The 20,442-nt window shown below is 43.7% G+C and carries 15 protein-coding genes; 3 read left to right on the top strand and 12 right to left on the bottom strand.

The window, feature by feature from the left end:
- Positions 1–8 precede the first annotated feature (8 nt).
- The 10 genes from VCA1004_RS02900 to rbsK form a co-directional block, all read right to left on the bottom strand.
- Entirely contained in the window at positions 9–1,748 is a 1,740-nt protein-coding gene (locus VCA1004_RS02900; protein WP_086982363.1) for a hydrogenase large subunit, read from the bottom strand.
- Between the two features lie 18 nt (positions 1,749–1,766).
- Positions 1,767–3,326, bottom strand: coding sequence for a hydrogenase 4 subunit F (locus VCA1004_RS02895; RefSeq protein WP_232012615.1), 1,560 nt, complete (start codon positions 3,324–3,326; stop codon positions 1,767–1,769).
- Between the two features lie 4 nt (positions 3,327–3,330).
- Positions 3,331–3,978, bottom strand: coding sequence for a hydrogenase 4 membrane subunit (hyfE, locus tag VCA1004_RS02890; RefSeq protein ID WP_086982361.1), 648 nt, complete (start codon positions 3,976–3,978; stop codon positions 3,331–3,333).
- A gap of 10 nt (positions 3,979–3,988) precedes the next feature.
- A complete protein-coding gene (locus VCA1004_RS02885; RefSeq protein WP_086982360.1) occupies positions 3,989–5,428 on the bottom strand; it encodes a hydrogenase 4 subunit D in 1,440 nt (479 codons plus the stop codon).
- Between the two features lie 9 nt (positions 5,429–5,437).
- Entirely contained in the window at positions 5,438–6,391 is a 954-nt protein-coding gene (locus VCA1004_RS02880; protein ID WP_086982358.1) for a respiratory chain complex I subunit 1 family protein, read from the bottom strand.
- Positions 6,391–8,424: a hydrogenase 4 subunit B gene (gene hyfB, locus VCA1004_RS02875; protein ID WP_086982356.1), complete on the bottom strand. Its 2,034-nt coding sequence runs from the start codon at positions 8,422–8,424 to the stop codon at positions 6,391–6,393. Before hyfB ends, VCA1004_RS02880 begins: the two co-directional genes overlap by 1 nt.
- Before the next feature lies 1 nt (position 8,425).
- The gene (locus VCA1004_RS02870) at positions 8,426–9,034 is read right to left on the bottom strand and encodes a 4Fe-4S dicluster domain-containing protein (protein WP_086982354.1); all 609 of its coding nucleotides are present in this window, start codon (positions 9,032–9,034) and stop codon (positions 8,426–8,428) included.
- 744 nt (positions 9,035–9,778) lie between these two features.
- Complete coding sequence (locus VCA1004_RS02865) at positions 9,779–10,861, bottom strand: glycerol dehydrogenase (protein ID WP_086982352.1); 1,083 nt, start codon at positions 10,859–10,861, stop codon at positions 9,779–9,781.
- 16 nt (positions 10,862–10,877) lie between these two features.
- Complete coding sequence (locus VCA1004_RS02860) at positions 10,878–12,503, bottom strand: dihydroxyacetone kinase subunit DhaK (RefSeq protein ID WP_086982350.1); 1,626 nt, start codon at positions 12,501–12,503, stop codon at positions 10,878–10,880.
- A 17-nt stretch (positions 12,504–12,520) separates the two neighbouring features.
- Positions 12,521–13,456: a ribokinase gene (rbsK, locus tag VCA1004_RS02855; RefSeq protein WP_086982348.1), complete on the bottom strand. Its 936-nt coding sequence runs from the start codon at positions 13,454–13,456 to the stop codon at positions 12,521–12,523.
- Between the two features lie 356 nt (positions 13,457–13,812).
- Between rbsK and VCA1004_RS02850 the strand changes: the two genes are divergently transcribed.
- The 3 genes from VCA1004_RS02850 (at position 13,813) to ahpF (ending at position 17,211) form a co-directional block, all read left to right on the top strand.
- Complete coding sequence (locus VCA1004_RS02850) at positions 13,813–14,652, top strand: DeoR family transcriptional regulator (RefSeq protein WP_086982346.1); 840 nt, start codon at positions 13,813–13,815, stop codon at positions 14,650–14,652.
- A gap of 263 nt (positions 14,653–14,915) precedes the next feature.
- Complete coding sequence (ahpC, locus tag VCA1004_RS02845) at positions 14,916–15,473, top strand: alkyl hydroperoxide reductase subunit C (RefSeq protein WP_086982344.1); 558 nt, start codon at positions 14,916–14,918, stop codon at positions 15,471–15,473.
- A 169-nt stretch (positions 15,474–15,642) separates the two neighbouring features.
- Positions 15,643–17,211: an alkyl hydroperoxide reductase subunit F gene (ahpF, locus tag VCA1004_RS02840; RefSeq protein ID WP_086982342.1), complete on the top strand. Its 1,569-nt coding sequence runs from the start codon at positions 15,643–15,645 to the stop codon at positions 17,209–17,211.
- A 274-nt stretch (positions 17,212–17,485) separates the two neighbouring features.
- Here ahpF and VCA1004_RS02835 read toward each other — a convergent pair whose 3' ends face one another.
- Both VCA1004_RS02835 and VCA1004_RS02830 read right to left on the bottom strand, forming a co-directional pair.
- Positions 17,486–19,252, bottom strand: a complete 1,767-nt coding sequence (locus tag VCA1004_RS02835) for a SulP family inorganic anion transporter (RefSeq protein ID WP_086982340.1) — start codon at positions 19,250–19,252, stop codon at positions 17,486–17,488.
- Between the two features lie 172 nt (positions 19,253–19,424).
- Entirely contained in the window at positions 19,425–20,096 is a 672-nt protein-coding gene (locus VCA1004_RS02830; RefSeq protein ID WP_086982338.1) for a 2OG-Fe(II) oxygenase, read from the bottom strand.
- Positions 20,097–20,442: the final 346 nt, after the last annotated feature.

The following is a 20,442-nucleotide window of genomic DNA, read 5'->3' as shown; positions in this document are numbered from 1 at the left end:
GCTGACCTCTAGCTCATTTTCAATGGTGAGTTTTTACGGCTCACACTGTATTGTTCAATCGCTTTATAAGGCACGGTTTTTGAACGTTTTTTCTTAGTATCGACAATGGTGACGCGGTCGGTACAAGAGTAACAAGGGTCCAAACTACCAATGATCAACGGCGCATCTGCCACCGTATTGCCACGTAGCATATAGCGTAAGGTTGGCCAGTTCGCGTAAGTGGCAGCACGGCAACGCCAGCGGAAAAGTTTTTGATTATCGCCAGTCATACTCCAATGCACGTTTTCACCACGAGGCGCTTCAGTAAAACCTAACGCAAACTTGTTTGGTGTGTATTCAAAATCTTCCGTTAAAATCGCGCCAGCAGGTAAGTAATCCAGGCCAAATTCCACCATGTTCAATGAGTCAAAGACTTCACGAATACGCACTAAAACACGCGCCTGAACATCGCCGGTATCCACGGTTTGTAATTCCATTGGTACACTGGCATAACTTTCAACTGTTTGCGCATGCACGCTGCGCACATCCCGTTTAAAACCACTGCCACGAATCAAAGGGCCCACTGGGCTAAAATCACGTGCAATGTCTTTTGCTAAGATCCCAACTCCCGCAATACGGCTGTCAATGTTGGGGGTCGCTAACAGCATATCGACCAAATCTGAAAACTCTTTACGAACCTGACGAACGACTTGAATCGCTTTTTCTCGTTGCGCTTTTAAGAAGTCTCGGCGAATACCACCAATCAGATTCACCCCATAGGTTTTACGAGCGCCAGTCAAAAGCTCAGCCAGTTCCATGGTTTTTTCACGTAGGCGGAAAAATTGCATGAACCCAGAGTCAAACCCCACAAAGTGGCTAGAAAGGCCAATATTTAATAAGTGGCTGTGTAAACGTTCGACTTCTAACAAGATGGTGCGAATCATTTTGGCGCGTTCTGGCACTTGGATAGATAAGGCATTTTCAACGGTATTGATGTAGCCAACACTGTGAGTAAAACCACAAATGCCACACACACGGTCAGCGAGGAAAGCCACCTCGTTATAGCCCATGCGAGTCTCTGCCAGTTTTTCCATGCCACGGTGCACGTAAAACATACGGTAGTCGGCATCAACAATGTCTTCACCATCCACAAACAAGCGGAAGTGACCCGGTTCATCATTGGTGATATGCATTGGACCAACCGGCACAATGCGGTTAGAGTCATCACCCCGTTCATTTACAAATGGATAAGTTTCAGTTTCCGTTGTAGGTTGCGGACGTTGGCGATAATCCATGGCATCTTTACGCAATGGGTGCATGTCTTCAGGCCAATCGTCAGGCAAAATCAAACGACGCTCATCGGGCAAGCCAACCGGGCGTAAGCCATACATATCACGAACTTCACGCTCTCCCCATACCGCTGCAGGGATCGTTGGCGTAATGGAAATAAACTCTTGGTCAACCGGATCAACCAGCACTTTAACCGTTAACCAGCTGTTGACTTCCCCTTCCATCGACAACGCATGATATACCGCAAAGTAACCATTGATGCTGCGCTCATCATTACCAAAAGAGACGGTTAACCAGCCACCTTGGTCGTAATAAAGCCATTTCATCACCTCAATTAACGAGGTCATTTTCACGGTAATCGTGCATTGGTTTTCAGTTTGCCATTCTTCATCTAAGATTGCAGACGGGAATAAGTGACGAACACCTTCAACGTACTGTTTACCAATTTGTTTTGGATTTTGTGTGTGTAATGCTTCCATTAAATTGACTCTCTTAAATTATTGAATAGCACTGGCAGTGATGCCTTGCCAAGGAAAGTGAAGGGATTGGCTAAGTAACGCTGGGTCTTGTCCTGTCACGACGGAAGCGGCTTGAACCACACCATCAATGACCACACTCGGAATATGAGTGCCCATCACCAGCATCATCACCATCAACACCACTAAAGGTAAAATTGTGAAACCATTCACTTCGCCTTTTTCCATTCCTTCTGGTGCTTTGCCTAAGACGCAGGCAGAAACTAAACGAGTAAAACCAGCTAACACTAGAGTTAACACCAGTAATAACCCAATGGTGATCCAAGGGTGCTGGGCGTAAATACCAGAACACACAATCATGAATTCACTGATAAATAAGTTAAACGGTGGCACTCCGGCTAACGCTAATGCCCCTGCACCAAATAACAATCCTGTCCAAGGTGCGACACGTACCACCCCTTTAATCACGCTGATATCACGGGTTCCGTATTTCAACATGATGTTACCAGCGCCACAGAACATCAGAGTCTTGCCTAAACTGTGGTTAATCACATGCAACATTGCCGCTAAGATCCCAAGTGGCCCTAAACCTAAAGCCAAAGTGATCAGCCCCATGTTTTCGACACTGGAATAGGCCAACAAACGTTTAATATCTTGTTGAACCAAAATGAACATCGCGGCAATGACAACCGATAGCAGGCCAAACGCGATCAGTAAATACTGAGTAAAGCCTTCACCAATCACTTGAGCATCGATCACAAAATAACGAATGATCACTAATAAGGCGCAGTTCAATAAACCGGCAGATAATAAGCCAGAAACCGGGCTTGGTGCTTCGGAGTGAGCGTCAGGAAGCCAAGTGTGCATTGGGAATAATCCCGTTTTGGTCCCAAAACCAATCAAGATAAAAATAAAGCTGATTTGCATTAAACGCGGGTCAAGCAAATGAGCATTATCACGAATAGCGGTCCATAAAATGGCTTGGCTTGGTTGTGCAAAACTGGCGACGCCATTGGCATAAGTTAACACCGTACCAAATAAACCAAATGCCACCCCAACGCTGCACAGCATGATGTATTTCCAAGCCGCTTCTAGCGATGAGCGTTGATAATAAAGGCCGACTAAGAACACTGAACTGATCGTGGTTGCTTCAATTGCTACCCACATCATGATGATGTTATTGGAGGTTAATGACACCAACATGCTGGCTAAGAACAAGTTAAATAAGCCATAAAATAACGACACTTGGCGCGCGGTCAGTTCACCATGTTTCAATTCATGGCCAATATAACCAATCGCATGCAATCCGGTAATTAAGGCCACCAGCCCTAATACCGCAGCAAATAATGCCGATAGGCTATCGAGTAATAACCAGCCCCCCGCTGACAACATCGCGCCATGAGTAAAAACTTGCCCCGCCAAGCTCCAAGTTAACCAGAGTGTCGCAACAATGCTCACACTATGTAAGCCAATTGAAATCCGGTGCTGACCTGAGGTAAACAGCGAAAGCAGTAACCCTATCAAGCCTGCGACAAAAGGGATTCCCACTAAATATGGAAAAACAAAATCTAAAGACATCATGTCATTACCCCTTCAGTGTCGTAAGTTGTTGCACATCGAGTGTGCCTAATTGGCGGTAAATCAGACGCGCTAAAATCACCATCACAATCACCGCAAAAATGGCATCAATGGTGATCCCAATCTCCATTAGGTGAGGTGCATCGTGAGCCAATAACGCTAAGGTCAAAGACGAGCCGTTCTCCATTAAGCAATAACCAAAAACTTGTTTGAGAATATTGCGTTGAGAAACGATGCACAGCAAACCAATAAAAAAGTGCGCTAAAGACACCGCTAAGGCCGGTTTAAGGTTCGCCACTAAAGGAACATTGACAGGATCAACTGCATAAAAAGCACCAATCGAAATCACTGCCACTAAAATGGCAATCAAAGCGGTATGCATCAAAGGTTTTTCTGCTGCTGCATCGCGCATTTTTCCCAAAAAGATAAACAAAATCGCCGGTAATAAAATCACCTTAGACACCACCGCGGTCGCCGCCCATGCAAACAACTCATGAGCCTCATATTGATAGGCAATGGCACAGAAAATACCGACCAAGACCAAAGATTGGATGGCATACAAAATCGATGCCGTACGAGCTTGTTTTGCAATCACAACCATAAAAGATGTGACCACAAGTAAACCCGCGAAATTATTAATTAATAAATCATTCATATCAGGTTCCTTAACCTAGCCACGCAGAGGCAATCACACTGGATGCCAAAGACATCACAATCAGAACAATCAACGTGAGTTTCATCGATACCGGTAATGGCGAAACATTATTGACGGCAGGTGAAGGCTCACCGATCACAGACTTACCGAACCAGTACAACAACCAACCGAATGTGGCGACTGACTCAATTAAGGCTAAAATCAACACTGGGGTTAACCACCAATATTGTTCACTTAATTGGAAACCCGCTTGCAATAGTGGGAATTTACTAAAGAAGCCGTTAAAGGGCGGTACGCCAGAGATCGCCATCGCCGCCACACAAAAGCCAACACCAAGCAAAGGTGCTTTAGTTATAATGCCTTTGAGTTCCGGTAACATCCTAGTGCCACAGGCATAACTTAACGCCCCTGCGACTAAGAAGAATAAGCTCTTCGCGAATGCGTGGTTGAAGATATACGTCACCCCACTTTCTAATGCGAGGTGTGAGCCTAACGCCCCCATCGACAACGCTAAAAAGATATACGCCAGTTGAGCAATCGTGGAATACGCCAATAAACGTTTCATGTCTTTTTGTGGTAGATACATCATGAAACCGTAGATCATGGTGATCATCGCACCGATAATCCCAACCACGCCGACAATTTCAGGCACTTCACCAGCCGATAAAATTCCGCGAGCAAAAATGTAAACTCCCACTTTCACCATTGAGGCGGCGTGTAAATACGCACTCACTGGGGTCGGTGCATTCATCGCATCTGGTAACCACATGTGCATCGGTAGTTGCGCCGATTTACCCCACGCCGCAAATAAGATACCCAATAAGACAATCGTTTTAGCGCTCGCTGATAGCGTTGCAATTGCGGTTAACTCAAAGGTTCCCGCATTCACAAATAACACCGCAGCCGCTAAAAAGAGTCCCAATGACGCAATGTGCGTAACCAATAACGCTTTTAATGCGGCGCGAAAAGCCACTGGCGTTTGGTAATAACTGATCAACGACCAAGAACAAGCACCGGTAATTTCGAAAAACAGCAATTGCCCAAGAATGGTGGAAGATTGAACTAGCCCCGCCATGGCCCCGATGAAAATCAACAAAAAAGCGTAATAACGAGGATCGCCTTCATGCGGATGCTCTTTGTTACCTTTACTCATATAACCTAATGAATAAACAGCAACAATCAGACCTAAGCCCACTACAGCAACTAAAATAAGCGTGCTGACTTTATCAATGGTTAAACCGAAAATCAGAGTATTGGCGACCTTTACCAACTCAATAGATTGCGCCTCACCACCGTGCGCAAAAAACTGGTAAGCAATCGCCCAAGTTCCGGCGGTCGCCAAGGCTGCAAATAATTGACACACCCATTTTGCTGATTGCTTCGGTACAAACAAAGTAAGAATCGCACCGAGAAACGGTACTAATATTGTAAATAAACCTATCATCTCCATGACTTTGCCTCACAACCCCATGATGTAAAACGCTAACGCTAAAACAGCGAGTGCAAATGCTGACCAGGTTAGACGATTGGTATTTAAGAAACGAACCCGCGCCATGGAGTTCTCCACAATGCCGGCTAATAAGAAAACCACAACCAACTTCACCACCAACCACACAAAGGCAATCAATAAGCTCATGAAGGTAAAATCAACGGCTTTCCCCCAAGGGATAAAAATGGCTAAGAACAATTGTGCAACCACTAATTGCTTGAGTCCTAAACTCAATTTCACCATCGCAAGTCCTGAACCTGAATATTCCGTCACCGGACCTTCTTGCAGTTCTTGCTCCGCTTCTGCGCCATCAAACGGCAATTTGCCCATCTCAACAAACATGGCAAAAGCACAGGCCGCACCTGCCAAAATCACTGGAATCGGCTGCAGTTGAATTTGCGCGACCATGCCTTGGCTGATATGGCCTAAGTCAGTTGAGCCCACCATCAAGGCCGCGATAATGATCGACAGCATTAAAATCGGTTCAACTAACACCCCAATGGTTAACTCACGGCTGCTGCCGATCCCGGCAAACATGCTGTTTGAATCAATCCCCGCAAGAGCAAAGAAGAAGCGACAAATCGCTAACAGATAGATATCGGTGATCAAATCTCCTGAAATAGGAAACGGTGAGAATGAAGTTAAGGTTGGCAAAGCCATAGCAATCAACAACATGGTAGCTAAAAAGACCCATGGCATAACCCAGAAAATAACGCCTGCATTGGCCGGTGCAACCGACTGACGACGCAATAACTTGGCAATATCACGATAATCTTGTAATAAGCCTGGTCCACGACGCGAATGAAGACGCGCTCGCAGCACACGAGAAAATCCCGTTATTAATGGTGCAAAAAACAACATTAATAAGGCTTGTGAAATGGCAAGTATCATCATACTTGCGCTTGGCATATGTAATTCAGCCATTACTTCACTCCTAAACCGAATGACAGACACAGCAACACGGTCAACGTGATCACTATGTACAAGCAATAAATACGGAAATCGCCACCTTGCATTTTGCGCACCCAATGACTCAAGGCCATGGCGGCATGACAACAAGGTTGAATGAGATAACGGTCAAACATGGGTTCAACTTTCGCTGAGGCATTCGTGGCCGTCTGCAAGCTACGCCCCATCCAACCGCTAGGATCGAGTTGTGTTCTGATGCGATAAACCGGCGCAAACATGTGACGTAACGCTTGTGTGACCCCTCCGGCGGAGACCGTCATTTCTTTTTCAAAGGTATAACCACAAGCCCAAGGATCACCTTGATGACGGTTATCGATACGAGCGCCTCCTTTGAACAAGGCAAGTACCACAGCAGGAACCAGCAATAACACCACTAAACCTATCGCGATAACTGGCGTTGAAAGAATGGCTTGAGTAGTCGATACAGGATGTAAGGAGATGCCGTTTTGAACCACAATCGGTGACGCAGCTAAAGTACGGGTGGCAATGTCAGAAATGTAAGGTGAAATCCAGGGAGAACCTACCCCTAAAACGATACACAGCACCGCTAATATCGCGCAACCTGCGATCATTGGCCACGTCACTTCTTTGGCCTGACTGGCTTGTTCGGTTCTTGGAATGCCGCTAAAGCAGATGCCATACACTTTCACAAAACACATGCAAGCTAAAGCACCAGTGATCGCCAGCATAACAATCGCCGCAGGGCCAGCAATCAGCATCGAAATATGACTTTGTTGGCTCATATTAAACAGCGACTGGTAGATGAACCATTCACTGACAAACCCATTTAAAGGTGGCAAGGCGGAAATCGCCATCGTACCAATGAGAAAGGTCATTGCGGTGTAAGGCATTAACTTGGCAAGTCCGCCCATTTTTTCCATATCTTTGGTATGAGTGCGATAAATCACCGAACCGGCACCCAAGAACAATAAACCTTTAAAGACTGCATGGTTTAACAAGTGATACAAGGCGCCAAGTAATCCCAAGGCGGCAAAAGTTGGATGATCAGTTGCCATTCCCACCATCGCCACGCCAACGCCCATTAAAATGATGCCGACGTTTTCCACCGTGTGATAAGCCAATAAACGTTTAATATCGTGCTCTGCCAAGGCGTACATTACGCCAAGAACCGAAGAAACCGCACCAAACGCTAACACCAAGTAGCCCCACCACGCTTGTGAAGCGCCCAGAAACATCAGCCCCACTTTAATGATGCCAAAGACACCGATTTTAACCATCACACCTGACATTAATGCTGAGGCATGTGAAGGCGCTGCTGGGTGAGCAAGTGGTAACCAACCGTGTAAGGTGATCATGCCGGCCTTGGCTCCGAAACCGAAAAACGCCAGTAAGAAAATCACCGACGATTCCCAAGCTGGCAATGACAAATGACTAAAGTCAGAAAAATTCAAAGAGCCCGATGCGCGATACAACATGAAAAAGGCAATCATGATCAAAACCGAACCGGCGTGAGCGATGAAGAAATATTGCAAGCCTGCCTTGACACTTTTCTCAGATTGTTCCACCAGCACTAAGAAGTATGAAGCCAGTGACATCATTTCAAAAAATACGATGAAATAAAATGCGTTATCGGTAACGACTAAGGTCACCATCGAGGCCACAAACAGGTTTAAGAAAAAGCTAATTCCCCAAGCGCCTTTACCAAAATACTCACGTAAGTAATGGAGGGAATAGATGGCGGTTGCCACCACTAATAACGAAATCACCAACACCATAAACGCCCCTAAGGCATCCATGTTGATCAAGAAATCGGCAAAATAAAATGGACTGGCTAATTGAGTGACCCAAGCTTGACCTGAAAGTAGAGCCTGAATCGCACTGCCCGTTCCGAGAACCCCGCCCACGACCGAAGCCGTGCTAGATAATCGCACTGCTAATGCTTCTTTTCCTTGAGCGCCGAATAAAGCCAATAGGCTCGCCAAGATGTAAAAAGCAATAGAAGTACCTAATAACGATAATGGACTCATATTATGATCTCTCCATAGTCACATTAGCAGCCACTTGAGCCGCCTCTGTACGCTTGCTCGCACGTGACTGTTCAACAACCTGTTCATTCACAATGGCAATGGCACCGGTAGGGCATACCTGAGCGCAAGCTGGCCCTTCTTCGTGGAAGCCACAAAGATCGCACTTCACGGCAATGCTTTTCACGCCGGGTTCCCAAGCTAAAATGTCATGACCAAAAGTGGATGGAATCGAGGTGGATGGATTACTCGAGCGTGGGGTTGAGGGAATGTAAGTGTCATAACTATTCGCCATCGCAACCGGGCGACTGCCATCAAGTGCAATCGCACCAAACGGACAGGCCACTGCACATAACGTACAGCCCACACATAATGTTTCTTTTAATAAGATGCGGTCTTCTTCTTTGGTGATCGCTTGAACAGGACAAACCGCCGCACAAGGTGCATCTTCACAATGCCGGCACATCACAGGCGCTGTTGCATCCTTATGTTTAATCACTGTCAAACGTGGGTGACTTTGCAAACCTTCTTTTTTATGCACATCAGAGCAGGCGGCCATACATGTTTGGCACCCGATGCATTTTTTCGGATCTGCGATCACAAAGCTTTTCATAGCATACCCTTCAATTAAATGAACAAGCCCTTTAAAGCAATTAGTATGCCAACCAGTAAAAATAAAAATAAAAACAATAAAAACAAATGGTTATAAAATTAAACTCGATAATCAGCCTCAGATAATCGGCTGTCGACATCACTTACCGACAGTCATACCGACACTTATGCCGAATGATAACCACGCAATAGAAACCTAAATTTTCGAGTTTATTTAACCTCAGATGTGAGTAACTAGAAATCACTCAATCCAGCGCTTTGGTTATCTAGCCTCTTTAAAGTCAAGGTAATAGGTCAGGAATCAACGCACGAGGCCTGTTATATAAACAAGCCGCTACATAAAAAACCGGTTATATAAGCAAATGGACAACTAGCACGAGGAAATGGAAGAAATAGAAGAAATAGAAGAAATGAGATATGAAGAAAAATAAAAAAACCACTGAATTTAAATAATCGGGAAATTCAAATCCAATGGTTTTTATGTTTATTTAAGCGAGGCTATTATTACTTAACCTCAACTGCGGATAAGAGTGTCACAATAACAAACCTAACCTGCTGATATATATGAGATAAAAATAGCCACAAGGTATATAGGAAGTAATGACTTTCTCTCAATGCTGCAATTTGGGATGAATAACAAGGCAAAATCATAAGTCAATAGCTAGCCTATTGCGTTGATTTTAACGAAGTTAGACGCCCAAAGTGCCGTATTGAGTGACTTCTAGTTATCCGCAGCTGAGGTTACTTATTGACCCAATTGGTGAGCCGTTAATAACGCTGCAAAAACTGCTTTAGGCGTAACCGGGAAAGGCATGTTATGGATTGTTTCGCCTTCGGCACAAGCCACTTCAGCCACTTCCATTAGTTTGTCTTTATTAATTTCCTTCACACCCATATCGTGTAGGTTGGTTGGCAAGCCAACAGCACGGCAGAAATCAAGTACTTCTTGAATTTCTTCGCTATCAGCATTTTCCAACACTAACTGAGTTAATGTACCAAAGGCCACTTTTTCCCCGTGTAGCAAATGGTGACACTCTTCTAACTTAGTCAAACCATTATGGATTGCGTGAGCGCCAGCAAGGCCAGAACTTTCAAAACCAATACCCGATAAGTAAGTATTCGCTTCAATGATATTTTCTACCGCTTTCGTTGACACGCCATTTTCAACCGCCGCTTTCGCTTTAACGCCATCTTCAATGATGGTTTCATAACATAGTTTCGCTAACGCTTGTGCAGAACGCGTTGGCGCACCACCTGCCATGGTCGCTTTACCAGATAAACCGTTCGCACGTGCTTCAAAGTATGTTGATAACGCGTCACCCATACCGGCAACCAATGTACGAACTGGCGCTGCCGCAATAATACCTGTATCCATAATCACCATATTTGGGTTTGATGGAATCATTAAGTATTCACTGAACTCACCTTCTGGGGTGTAGATAACCGCAAGAGCTGAAGTCGGCGCATCCGTTGACGCGATTGTCGGTACAATTACCACTGGCAATTTAGTATAAAAGGCAATCGATTTAGCGGTATCTAAGGTTTTACCTCCACCAATACCCATAATGACGTCGTTTTGGTTGGCTTTAGTCACTTCAATGATGCGATCAATTTCAACGCGACAACATTCACCGTTAAACTTATCAAAATCCACTGCCAAACCTTCAGCTTGAATGCTAGTTTGAACGCGGTCATGTACCAGACCCATCACGAAGTCATCGGCAATCGCTAATGGTTTTTTACCAAATAGGGAAACGTACTTACCGATGTTATCGATGGCGCCTTCACCTTGGATATATTTACTTGGAGAAATAATGATATTATCCATGCTAGATTCCTACTTTTTATTTAAATTGGTTAAAGACAGTTTCAACAGCGAAAGCACCTGGATCTTTAGTGCCAGACAAACTATCACTGTTCAAATATGAAGAACGACCTGCTTTTGCATTCGTCATCTCCACGGTAGATTCTGCACCTTGTTGCGCAGCGTCAATGGCGGCGGTAAAGCCTTGATTTGACCAAGCTTGTAGGGCTGGGTACAGAGCATCAATCATGGTTCGGTCGCCAGGTTTAGCCCCACCATATGCCATCATTTGTTGTAATCCAGTTTCAAAGGCGCGAGATAATACGCCATTTTGTTCAAAATCACGTCCGGCAGCAGTAAAGAAAATCGACAATAACACACCTGAAGAGCCGCCCATGGCTGCTGTGAGACAATCGGCAACGGCGGTGCATAATTTCGCTTTGTCTTGAAGCGGTAGATTTTTCGCCTCTAACTGCGCTAACACATTGCGAGCCCCTGCGGCAAAAGTCGAGCCTGTATCCCCATCACCCACGATAGAATCTAAATGGTTCAGCTCAGCTTCAATACCAATGATGGCATGACACACTTTCGCCACCACTTCAGCAGCACTTTCATCGGCTGATGGGGTGAAATGATTCTTTTTGATTTGGCTTTGGCACGAAGTAACTGGAAGCGCATGACAGTGCGCGACACCTGGCCAGGCTTGAGTTTCAACATCAAACAACAAGGCTTGTTTTGTCGCGTCATCCAATTCAATGCTTGAAATTGAGAAGCCTTTCATATCAATCGCTGTCATCAAGGTGCCACAGATCACTAACTCAGCGTGTTTAGCGAGCTCAGACTGCAATACTTCTTTAGCCACAATATTCAATTCAATGGTAGATAAACCACCTAAGTTATTAATTAAAATTGCATTTTTTTGCATTGGTTTGGCTTGGATTAACTTGGCTGCCATGGTTTCAATCAAGGCTTTTGCTTTAGGCAGATCAATCGTATCAATGCCCGGCTCACCATGAATACCTAAGCCCAGTTCTGCTTTACCTTGAGCAATACGATCGTTCGGCTCACCCGGCAAAGAACAACTGGTCAACGCCACACCAATCGACGCCGTCTGTTGATTGGCTTTAATCGCTGCCGCTTTCACTTCTTCTAATGAACCGCCCACTTCAGCCACATAACCCGCTACTTTTTGGACTAAAATAGTGCCTGCAATGCCGCGTGGCTGAGGGTTATTAGGAATCGAAATATCATCACCTACAATGATAAGATCCACTTTCTTGCCCATTTCTTTAGCTTTTTCAACGGCTAAACCAAAGTTCAATCGGTCACCGGTGTAGTTTTTAATGATCACCAAACAGCCAGCATCACCAGTAACATGCAAGATGGCATCTAAAACAGCATCCACACTTGGCGCAGCAAATAGATCACCACAAACCGCTGCGGTTAACATACCTTTACCCACAAAACCGGCATGGGCAGGCTCATGACCAGAACCACCACCACAAATTAACGCGACTTTATCTTGTTGCCAGTCAGAACGTGCAACTACTTTAGTATTATTGTTAAAATCTAATAGCGTTAGGTTATCTCGTTGAGAGGTATATAGGGCACCTTGAATAGAATCTAATACGAAGGATTCTTTTTCATTTAAGATAAGATTAGACATTTCGATTCCTCTAATTATTAATGTTTTTTATTATTCTTTTGTTCAAATGCTTTAAATTGTTCAATGCTTGGATAAGAAAATTGTGTGCCTTTTTCTGTCACACTTAACGCTGCAAATAAGGTGGCTTTTCTTAACGAAGTTAGTACGTCATTGGTTTGTAGGAAATAGTGAGAGAAGCAACCAATAAAGGCATCCCCCGCTCCACTGGCATCGACCGCGTTCACTTTCACCGATTCAATAAAGGCTTCATCACCATGTTGGCTTAACCATAACGCCCCCTTTGAGCCCATGGTCACAATGACATTTTTTAACCCTTTATTAAGTAAGATGTTGGCGGCATTTTTGATTTGTTCAATGGTTTGAACCGGCTCACCTACCAGCGTTTCTAATTCTGTTTCATTGGGCATAAAGAAATCACAACGACAAGCGTATTCAATATCTAAATCCGCAACCGCTGGCGCGGGGTTTAATAGCACTGGAATATTGTATTTATTGCCTAAATCAATCGCGTAATACACGGTTTCTAGTGGTACTTCTAATTGCAGCACAATCAATCCACATTCCATGATGGCGTCTTTGGCTTTATCAATATCGTAAGGAGTTAAATATTCGTTGGCCCCTTTAATCACTAAAATGGCATTTTGTGAGGAAGAATGAACAAATATTGGCGCCACGCCACTAGAGACTTGGGGCATTTTGCTCACGTATTTGGTATTGATCCCATAAGATTGAAAGTTGCGAATCGTGTTATCGGCAAACATATCGTCACCAACTTTGCTGACCATCAGAATATCAGCGCCTAATTTAGCAGCCGCCACCGCTTGGTTCGCTCCTTTACCGCCACAGCCCATTTTAAAAGCTGGTGCTGCGAGAGTCTCTCCGCCTTTAGGCATGCGATCCGTATAAGTAATCAAATCAACCATATTCGAACCGATAACCGCAATCTTCTTCATATTCACCTCACTGATGTAATAATAGTAACATTAACGTATTAACGACTCACCAAACAGTGACAATGATCGCATAGCGCGCAGCATTTATGTAATTAAAGTCACAAAAAATAACAAAATCAGCTTAACATTCTTTATTAATGCCCCTCAATGTTAGAATCTTAACATCAAGGTTATCTTGTCTATGACCAGCAATTCGAAATGAATAAAAAAAATGACTAAAACCATTGAATTTATTGGCATTGTGACTTAATTAATTGACAAAAAATAATGCTTGATAAACTATCGACCAAAGCGCTATCGATGAGTCATCCCGAAAATGCCATCGCAGGCCAAAAGAAAGACGGATAGGGAAAAAGATGATTACCAAACAGATGGAACGCTTACGTAGAATTGAATCTTGCTTAAAGCATTGTAATAAGATCCACCTAAAAGAAGTGGCGCGTTTATTAGAAGTCTCTGAAATGACGGTCAGGCGTGATCTTAGCTCTTTAGCCGCCGATTCATTTTCATTTGAATATTATGGTGGTTACATTCGACGTGGCGTGCCTATTGTCGATAATGAACTTTCCACTCAAGGTTATGCTTTACGTAAGCTCTCCGAAAGTCCTGTCTCGACGCATGCCAAAAAGCGACAAAAGCACGCTAAAACCAATTCTTTTATTTCCGCAACCGTGTCTGATTTTATCGAAATGTACGATGTGGTGTTTTTTGATAATGGCGATCTGATCCCAGATATTATCGGCTCAATTCCAGAGCACATTGAATTTACCGGAGTAACCTCATCGTTAAGTTCTTTCTTAGCCTTAAAAAATAAACCACGCTGCCATGCCGTATTACAAGGTGGGAGCTATCAAGCTGATACCGATTTATTTATCGCATTAAATGAAAATGAATCTGTGCCTATGGTGTTTAAAAAAGCCATCATCACCGCTAAAGGAATTGATAACCAATTTGGCATCACCACCGCAGATGAAGCCACCTACAAAGTCATTACCGCCGCATTAGCGAAAAGCTTGAAGAAATACATCATTGTTGAAAAAGAAGCCCACAATGAGGTGAAAGCTTATAAGATCAGTGAGTTTACTGATCTTCATTATTTGATTTCAGACACTAACTTACCTTTGGTTTTAAAAGAAAAATGCCGTCAATCTAATTTGCAAACCTTGACCCCAGAGACGCATGTTCAGTTGTTGTGATCTCGGTGAGGCCAATCATAAATTCGCTTGATTTGAGTCAATCACCTATTTTTCTTAATGGTTTAGCTTTGATAGGTAAAACCAATCGATATGATAGAAACAATCAATTTTGATTATTTCTACAAAGCTGTCATTATATCTCCCGTAAACAAAACAAAGCGCGACTGAAACAATAATCAGAGCCTTTATTAGCGAACGACTTATATCGATAAACGCTAAATTTTTATACAGAATTTTCAATAATAAAAGGGAAAGTGAACATTATGATTAACACTCAAATCAAGCCATTTTCAGCAACAGCATACAAAAACGGCGAATTTGTTGACGTGACAGAGAAAGACGTACTAGGCAAATGGGCAGTGTTCTTTTTCTACCCAGCTGACTTCACGTTTGTTTGCCCAACAGAACTTGGTGACCTAGCAGATCATTACGAAGAACTACAAAAACGTGGCGTTGAAGTATTCTCAGTATCTACTGACACTCACTTCACTCACAAAGCATGGCACGATAGCTCTGACACTATCGGCAAAATCAACTACTACATGCTTGGTGACCAAACTGGCAACATCACAAACAACTTCGGTGTAATGCGTGAAGGTCAAGGTCTTGCTGACCGTGCTACTTTCCTAATCGACCCAGAAGGTACTATCCAAGCAATGGAAATCACTGCTGAAGGTATCGGTCGTGACGCAGAAGACCTACTACGTAAAGTAAAAGCAGCGCAATACGTTGCCTCTCACCCAGGTGAAGTTTGCCCAGCTAAATGGAAAGAAGGTGAAGAAACACTAGCTCCATCTTTAGACCTAGTAGGTAAAATCTAATTCATAGCGAATTAAAGAATAAGTGTTGCCTATTCCCCTATAGGTAACATTTGAGGGCAGGCTGGTCATATTACTTCTGACGACCTATATGACTTACCTGCCCGACCCTATATTTTAACTCATTTGAGTTTTATCTAGAGTAACCATTTTAAAGTAAGGTGCGATCGAGATGTTAGATCAAGCGATTAAACAACAATTACAACAATACCTCCAAAACTTAAAACAAGATGTTCAGCTAGTGGTTAGCCTAGATGAAAGCAAAGCAGCTCAAGATATTTTGTCTTTGGCTAATGAAATTGCTGAGCTAAGTGACTTTGTGTCAGTTACCCGTGACGATGCGGCGAGCGAACGCAAACCAGTCATGACCATTTCTAACCCACAAAAAGGCACTCAGCTTCGTTTTGCTGGTTTACCTATGGGCCATGAATTTACCTCATTAGTGTTAGCACTTTTGCATTCTGGTGGTCACCCGATCAAATTAGAAGCAGAGACTATTGAGCAAATCGCGCAACTGGATAAAAAACTAGACGTTGAAATCTTTATTTCTCTGTCATGCCAAAACTGTCCAGATGTGGTGCAAGCTTTCAACATGATGGCAGCAATCAACCCAGATGTTCGTGTCACTATGATCGATGGTGCTTTATTCCAAGCGGAAGTGAAAGACCGTGACATCATGGCGGTGCCAAGCGTATTCGTGAACGGTGAATTGTTCGGTCAAGGCCGCATGAGCCTGAATGAAATCTTAGCCAAAGTAGATGATGGCGCAGCAGAAAAAGCCGCCGCTAGCCTAAACGAAAAAGACCCATACGATGTATTGGTTGTTGGTGGTGGCCCTGGTGGTAGCGCAGCCGCACTTTACGCCGCTCGTAAAGGCATTCGTACTGGTGTGGTAGCGAAACGCTTTGGTGGTCAGGTTATGGATACCATGGCAATCGAAAACTTTATTTCAGTGAAACGTACTGAAGGTCCACGCTTAGCTTCTGACTTAGCAGAACACCTAAAAGAATACGATGTTGATGTGGTCACTGAGCAACAAGCCGATAAAATCATGGGTAACGCTCATACTGAGGATGGCTTAATTCATGTCAACCTTGAAAGTGGTGCGACACTGAAAAGTAAAAGCATCATCTTGAGCCCAGGTGCTCGCTGGCGTGAAATGAATGTTCCTGGTGAACAAGAATACCGTAACAAAGGTGTAGCTTACTGTCCGCACTGTGATGGCCCACTGTTTAAAGGCAAGAAAACTGCGGTTATTGGTGGTGGTAACTCAGGGATTGAAGCGGCTATCGACCTTGCAGGTATTGTTGAACACGTGACCGTTTTAGAATTTGCTGACGTCTTACGCGCTGACCAAGTTCTGATCAACAAAGCGAACTCAATGCCAAATATCGACATCATTACTATGGCGCAAACCACAGAAGTGATCGGTGATGGCAAACGTGTGACTAGCTTAAAATACAAAGACCGTAACACTGATGAAATCAAAGAAATTGAATTAGCCGGTATCTTTGTTCAAATTGGTCTAGTACCGAATACGGAATGGCTAAAAGACAGCGATGTGAAACTTTCAGAACGTGGTGAAATCATTGTCAATGACCGTGGTGAAACTAGCATGCCAGGTGTCTTTGCCGCTGGGGATGCAACCACAGTTCCTTACAAGCAAATCATTATTGCGATGGGTGAAGGTGCCAAAGCGAGCTTAAGTGCTTTTGATTACCTAATCCGCCAAGAAGGTTAAGATTGATTAAGCCTCGCTTTTGATATCACTGCTTAATAAAACGCCCACTTCAATCAATGAAGTGGGCGTTTAGTTTTTTCATTAACTTTAAATCTCGTTATGCGTTAACTATTCAATGACTCTTTTTACCTAGCCTCATTTACCTAACCTCATTTCACCTAACCTCAACGGCGGATAAGAGTGTCACAATAACAAGTCTAACCTTATGATATATAAGAGATACAAAATCCATCAGTGAGCTTACCTAATAAGTTCGGTGTGTTTGTGTTTAACGCTAGACTTCAGGTTGAGTATGAACTTGCTCTTCAGGAAGCTTTTCTTTAACCACTTCAGGCACTTGCCCTTCACTGACCGCTTCTTGGTAACAGCCACTCATTTTAATCGCTAAGTACATATCCGCACGGATACGAATGCCCTCTTCTCCGACTTTAATACCGGATAAAGCACACCATTGTTTTAAACGACGTTTATGGCCAGCTAACACCAAACGAATACCACGCTTTTTCAAGATAGTTTGAATATCATCAATGACCGCCATCACACTGACATCAAGATGAGTAAAACTGGCAACCGCATCAATAATCACGCAGTTAACCCCATCACTACCCGCTTCGGCCACATGATGCAATAAACGACGCTTAAAGTGCGCGGCATTAAAATAAGTTAATGGTGAATTAAAGCGATAAATCACCAAGCCGGGGATGGGCTGCGCTTTCCCTGAACTCCCTAAACTTCTGACCGTACCTTTGGCATCCAAACCAAGCACTTGATCGGTTGGTCGCATTACAATGCGGATAAATTGGAATAACCCTAATAACACCGCCATAGTAATACCGGGAATCACCCCAATCACCAACACCGCAATAAAAGTAATGGTCGATAAGTAAAAGGCGTCTTTATTACGTCTGCGTAGTCCCCAAATTCCTTTCAAATCGATCAAAGAGAGTGAGGCAATGATCAGCACCACACCTAAAGCTGCCACCGGAATAAACTTCAATGGTTGGTAAGCTAAGATCGCAATAATGGCAATAATTAAGGCTGCAATAATTGAAACCAATTGAGTTTTGCCTCCATTGGCATCATTAACCGCAGTGCGTGAATCTGCGCCACTGATAGCAAAACCTTGTGAAAAAGCCGAGGCGAGGTTCATCAACCCAAGTGCGCGAAATTCTTTATCGGCATCAATATCATAACCATTTTTAGCCGCAAAGCTTCGAGCGGTCAGCATCATACTCACAAAACTGACCATCGCAAGGTTTAACGCTGGCATCACTAATTCACGACTGATCCCGATATCAAACTCCGGAGCTTGAAAAACCGGTAGTCCACCTTGCACCATGCCAACCACATGAACGCCAATACTCTCAAGATCGCACAACCAAACAAATAAGCTGGCAATAATGATGGCAATCATCGCCGCAGGCCAAGAGGGTCTTAATTTTTTGCAAGCAAGATAGATACTAAAGGTAATAGCGCTGACGATAACCGTTTGCCAGTGAATATTCACCCACTGTGAAGGCGCTTCCCACACTTGTTCAATCAGGTAGGATTCATTGTAGGTAATGCCAAAAACTTTAAATAATTGCCCCACCACGATTGTGATGGCAACACCATTTAATAAGCCCAATAAAATAGGACGAGATAGGAAGTCGGCAAAAATGCCTAATTTAAACTTACTGGCAATTAAACACCAAGCGCCAGTCATGGCCGTCATGGTGATCACCAGCTGCCAATGTTTCACTGTGTCTCCGGCCGCTAATGGCGTCACTACCGCAGCAATGACCGCACAGGTCGCCGCATCCGGGCCAACGATCAATTGCTTTGAGGTTCCAACTAGGGCATACACCAACATCGGCAATACGCAAGAATACAAACCAACAATTGCACTCACACCAGTTAATTGCGCATAAGCGATCGCCACAGGAAGCGCAACGGCTACGACAGATAATGCCGCTCGGACATCATCCCCTAGCCAAACTTTCTCATAATTTTTTAATTGAGATAAACCTGGAAACCATTCATTGATCCATGCCGTTTTCAATTTGCCTCATCCTTTTATGCACTATCCGTTATCACACTATATCTCATTTTTTCACAATAAAAATGTCAGAAATGACTGATTATTTATAAAGAAATAAGACCTGAAATAAAGATAACGCTGCCCAGCAAAGAGTACCGTGCAGCGGGGGTTGAATTGCCTATCAAAGGAGGTATTAACGAGGTGGATCGACTCGATTATTCCCTGAACTATTGACCCTAAACCAACCGGCAATCGAATAACGATCTCGGGTAGCCGGTAGCACTTCATGTGGGAAATCTTCACTCAAAAATACCACAATCGTGCCGAAACTTGGGGTTACTCGCACGAGCTCTTGTTGGCTGTCGTCTTGATAGATAACCAACTCACCTTGATCTTCTTTTAGCCAATCAGGATTGAGATACACCACAATAGTGACCACTCGGTTCGATTCTCCTTTAAAGGCATCTTTATGAGTTTTATAAAAATCGCCAGGAGAATAATGGGCAAAGTGGCTTTCAAAAGAAAACAATCCTAAAAATAGATGTCGATTCAAATAACGCTGCAATTGATTGGTCCAATCTAACCAAGCTTGCCCTGCGGCACTGTCACCATTAATCCAACACACTTCATCTTTGCGGACAAATTGATTCAACATGAGTTGCTCTTCACGACCAATTCCCGCGCGCTTAAAATAATCGTCCGGCATGGAGTGTACATGTTGATGCAATTGAGTCAGTAATGGCTCCGGTAAAGCATTAGGATGAATGCTATACCCTTGGTTAGCTAAGTTATCAGTGATAGTTTCAAACAGCTTAAGGTCGACAGTTGGCTCAATCGCCAATTCTTCAGTAAAAACAACGCTCATTTTTCCCTCAAAAAAATACACGCTGCCTCTCTTTCTTTAACCATTTAAAGAACCCAAAGAGGTCAGGACGGTAAGCGATTTTAGAGCGAGTTTTCTATTGAGGCTAGCAATTTTTTGCTTAAAAATGATCCAATAACTAAATGATGCTAAAAGTAAAAAAACACCAAGTTGGGGAGACTTGGTGTTTTTCATTTACCACTAGTTTAACTTGGAGTTGGACTAGATTTTATTCACGATTAATCGCTATTCCAATTGAAACAACATCTGGTTATTTCAGCGATAATCAGGCTGTAACTCGATTGCTCAGTGAAAGAAAACACACAACACCTTAAAAACAACCTGATTA

This window comes from Vibrio aphrogenes (genome assembly GCF_002157735.2).
Taxonomy (GTDB): Bacteria; Pseudomonadota; Gammaproteobacteria; order Enterobacterales; family Vibrionaceae; genus Vibrio; species Vibrio aphrogenes.
This window is presented reverse-complemented; position numbering and strand designations above follow the sequence as displayed.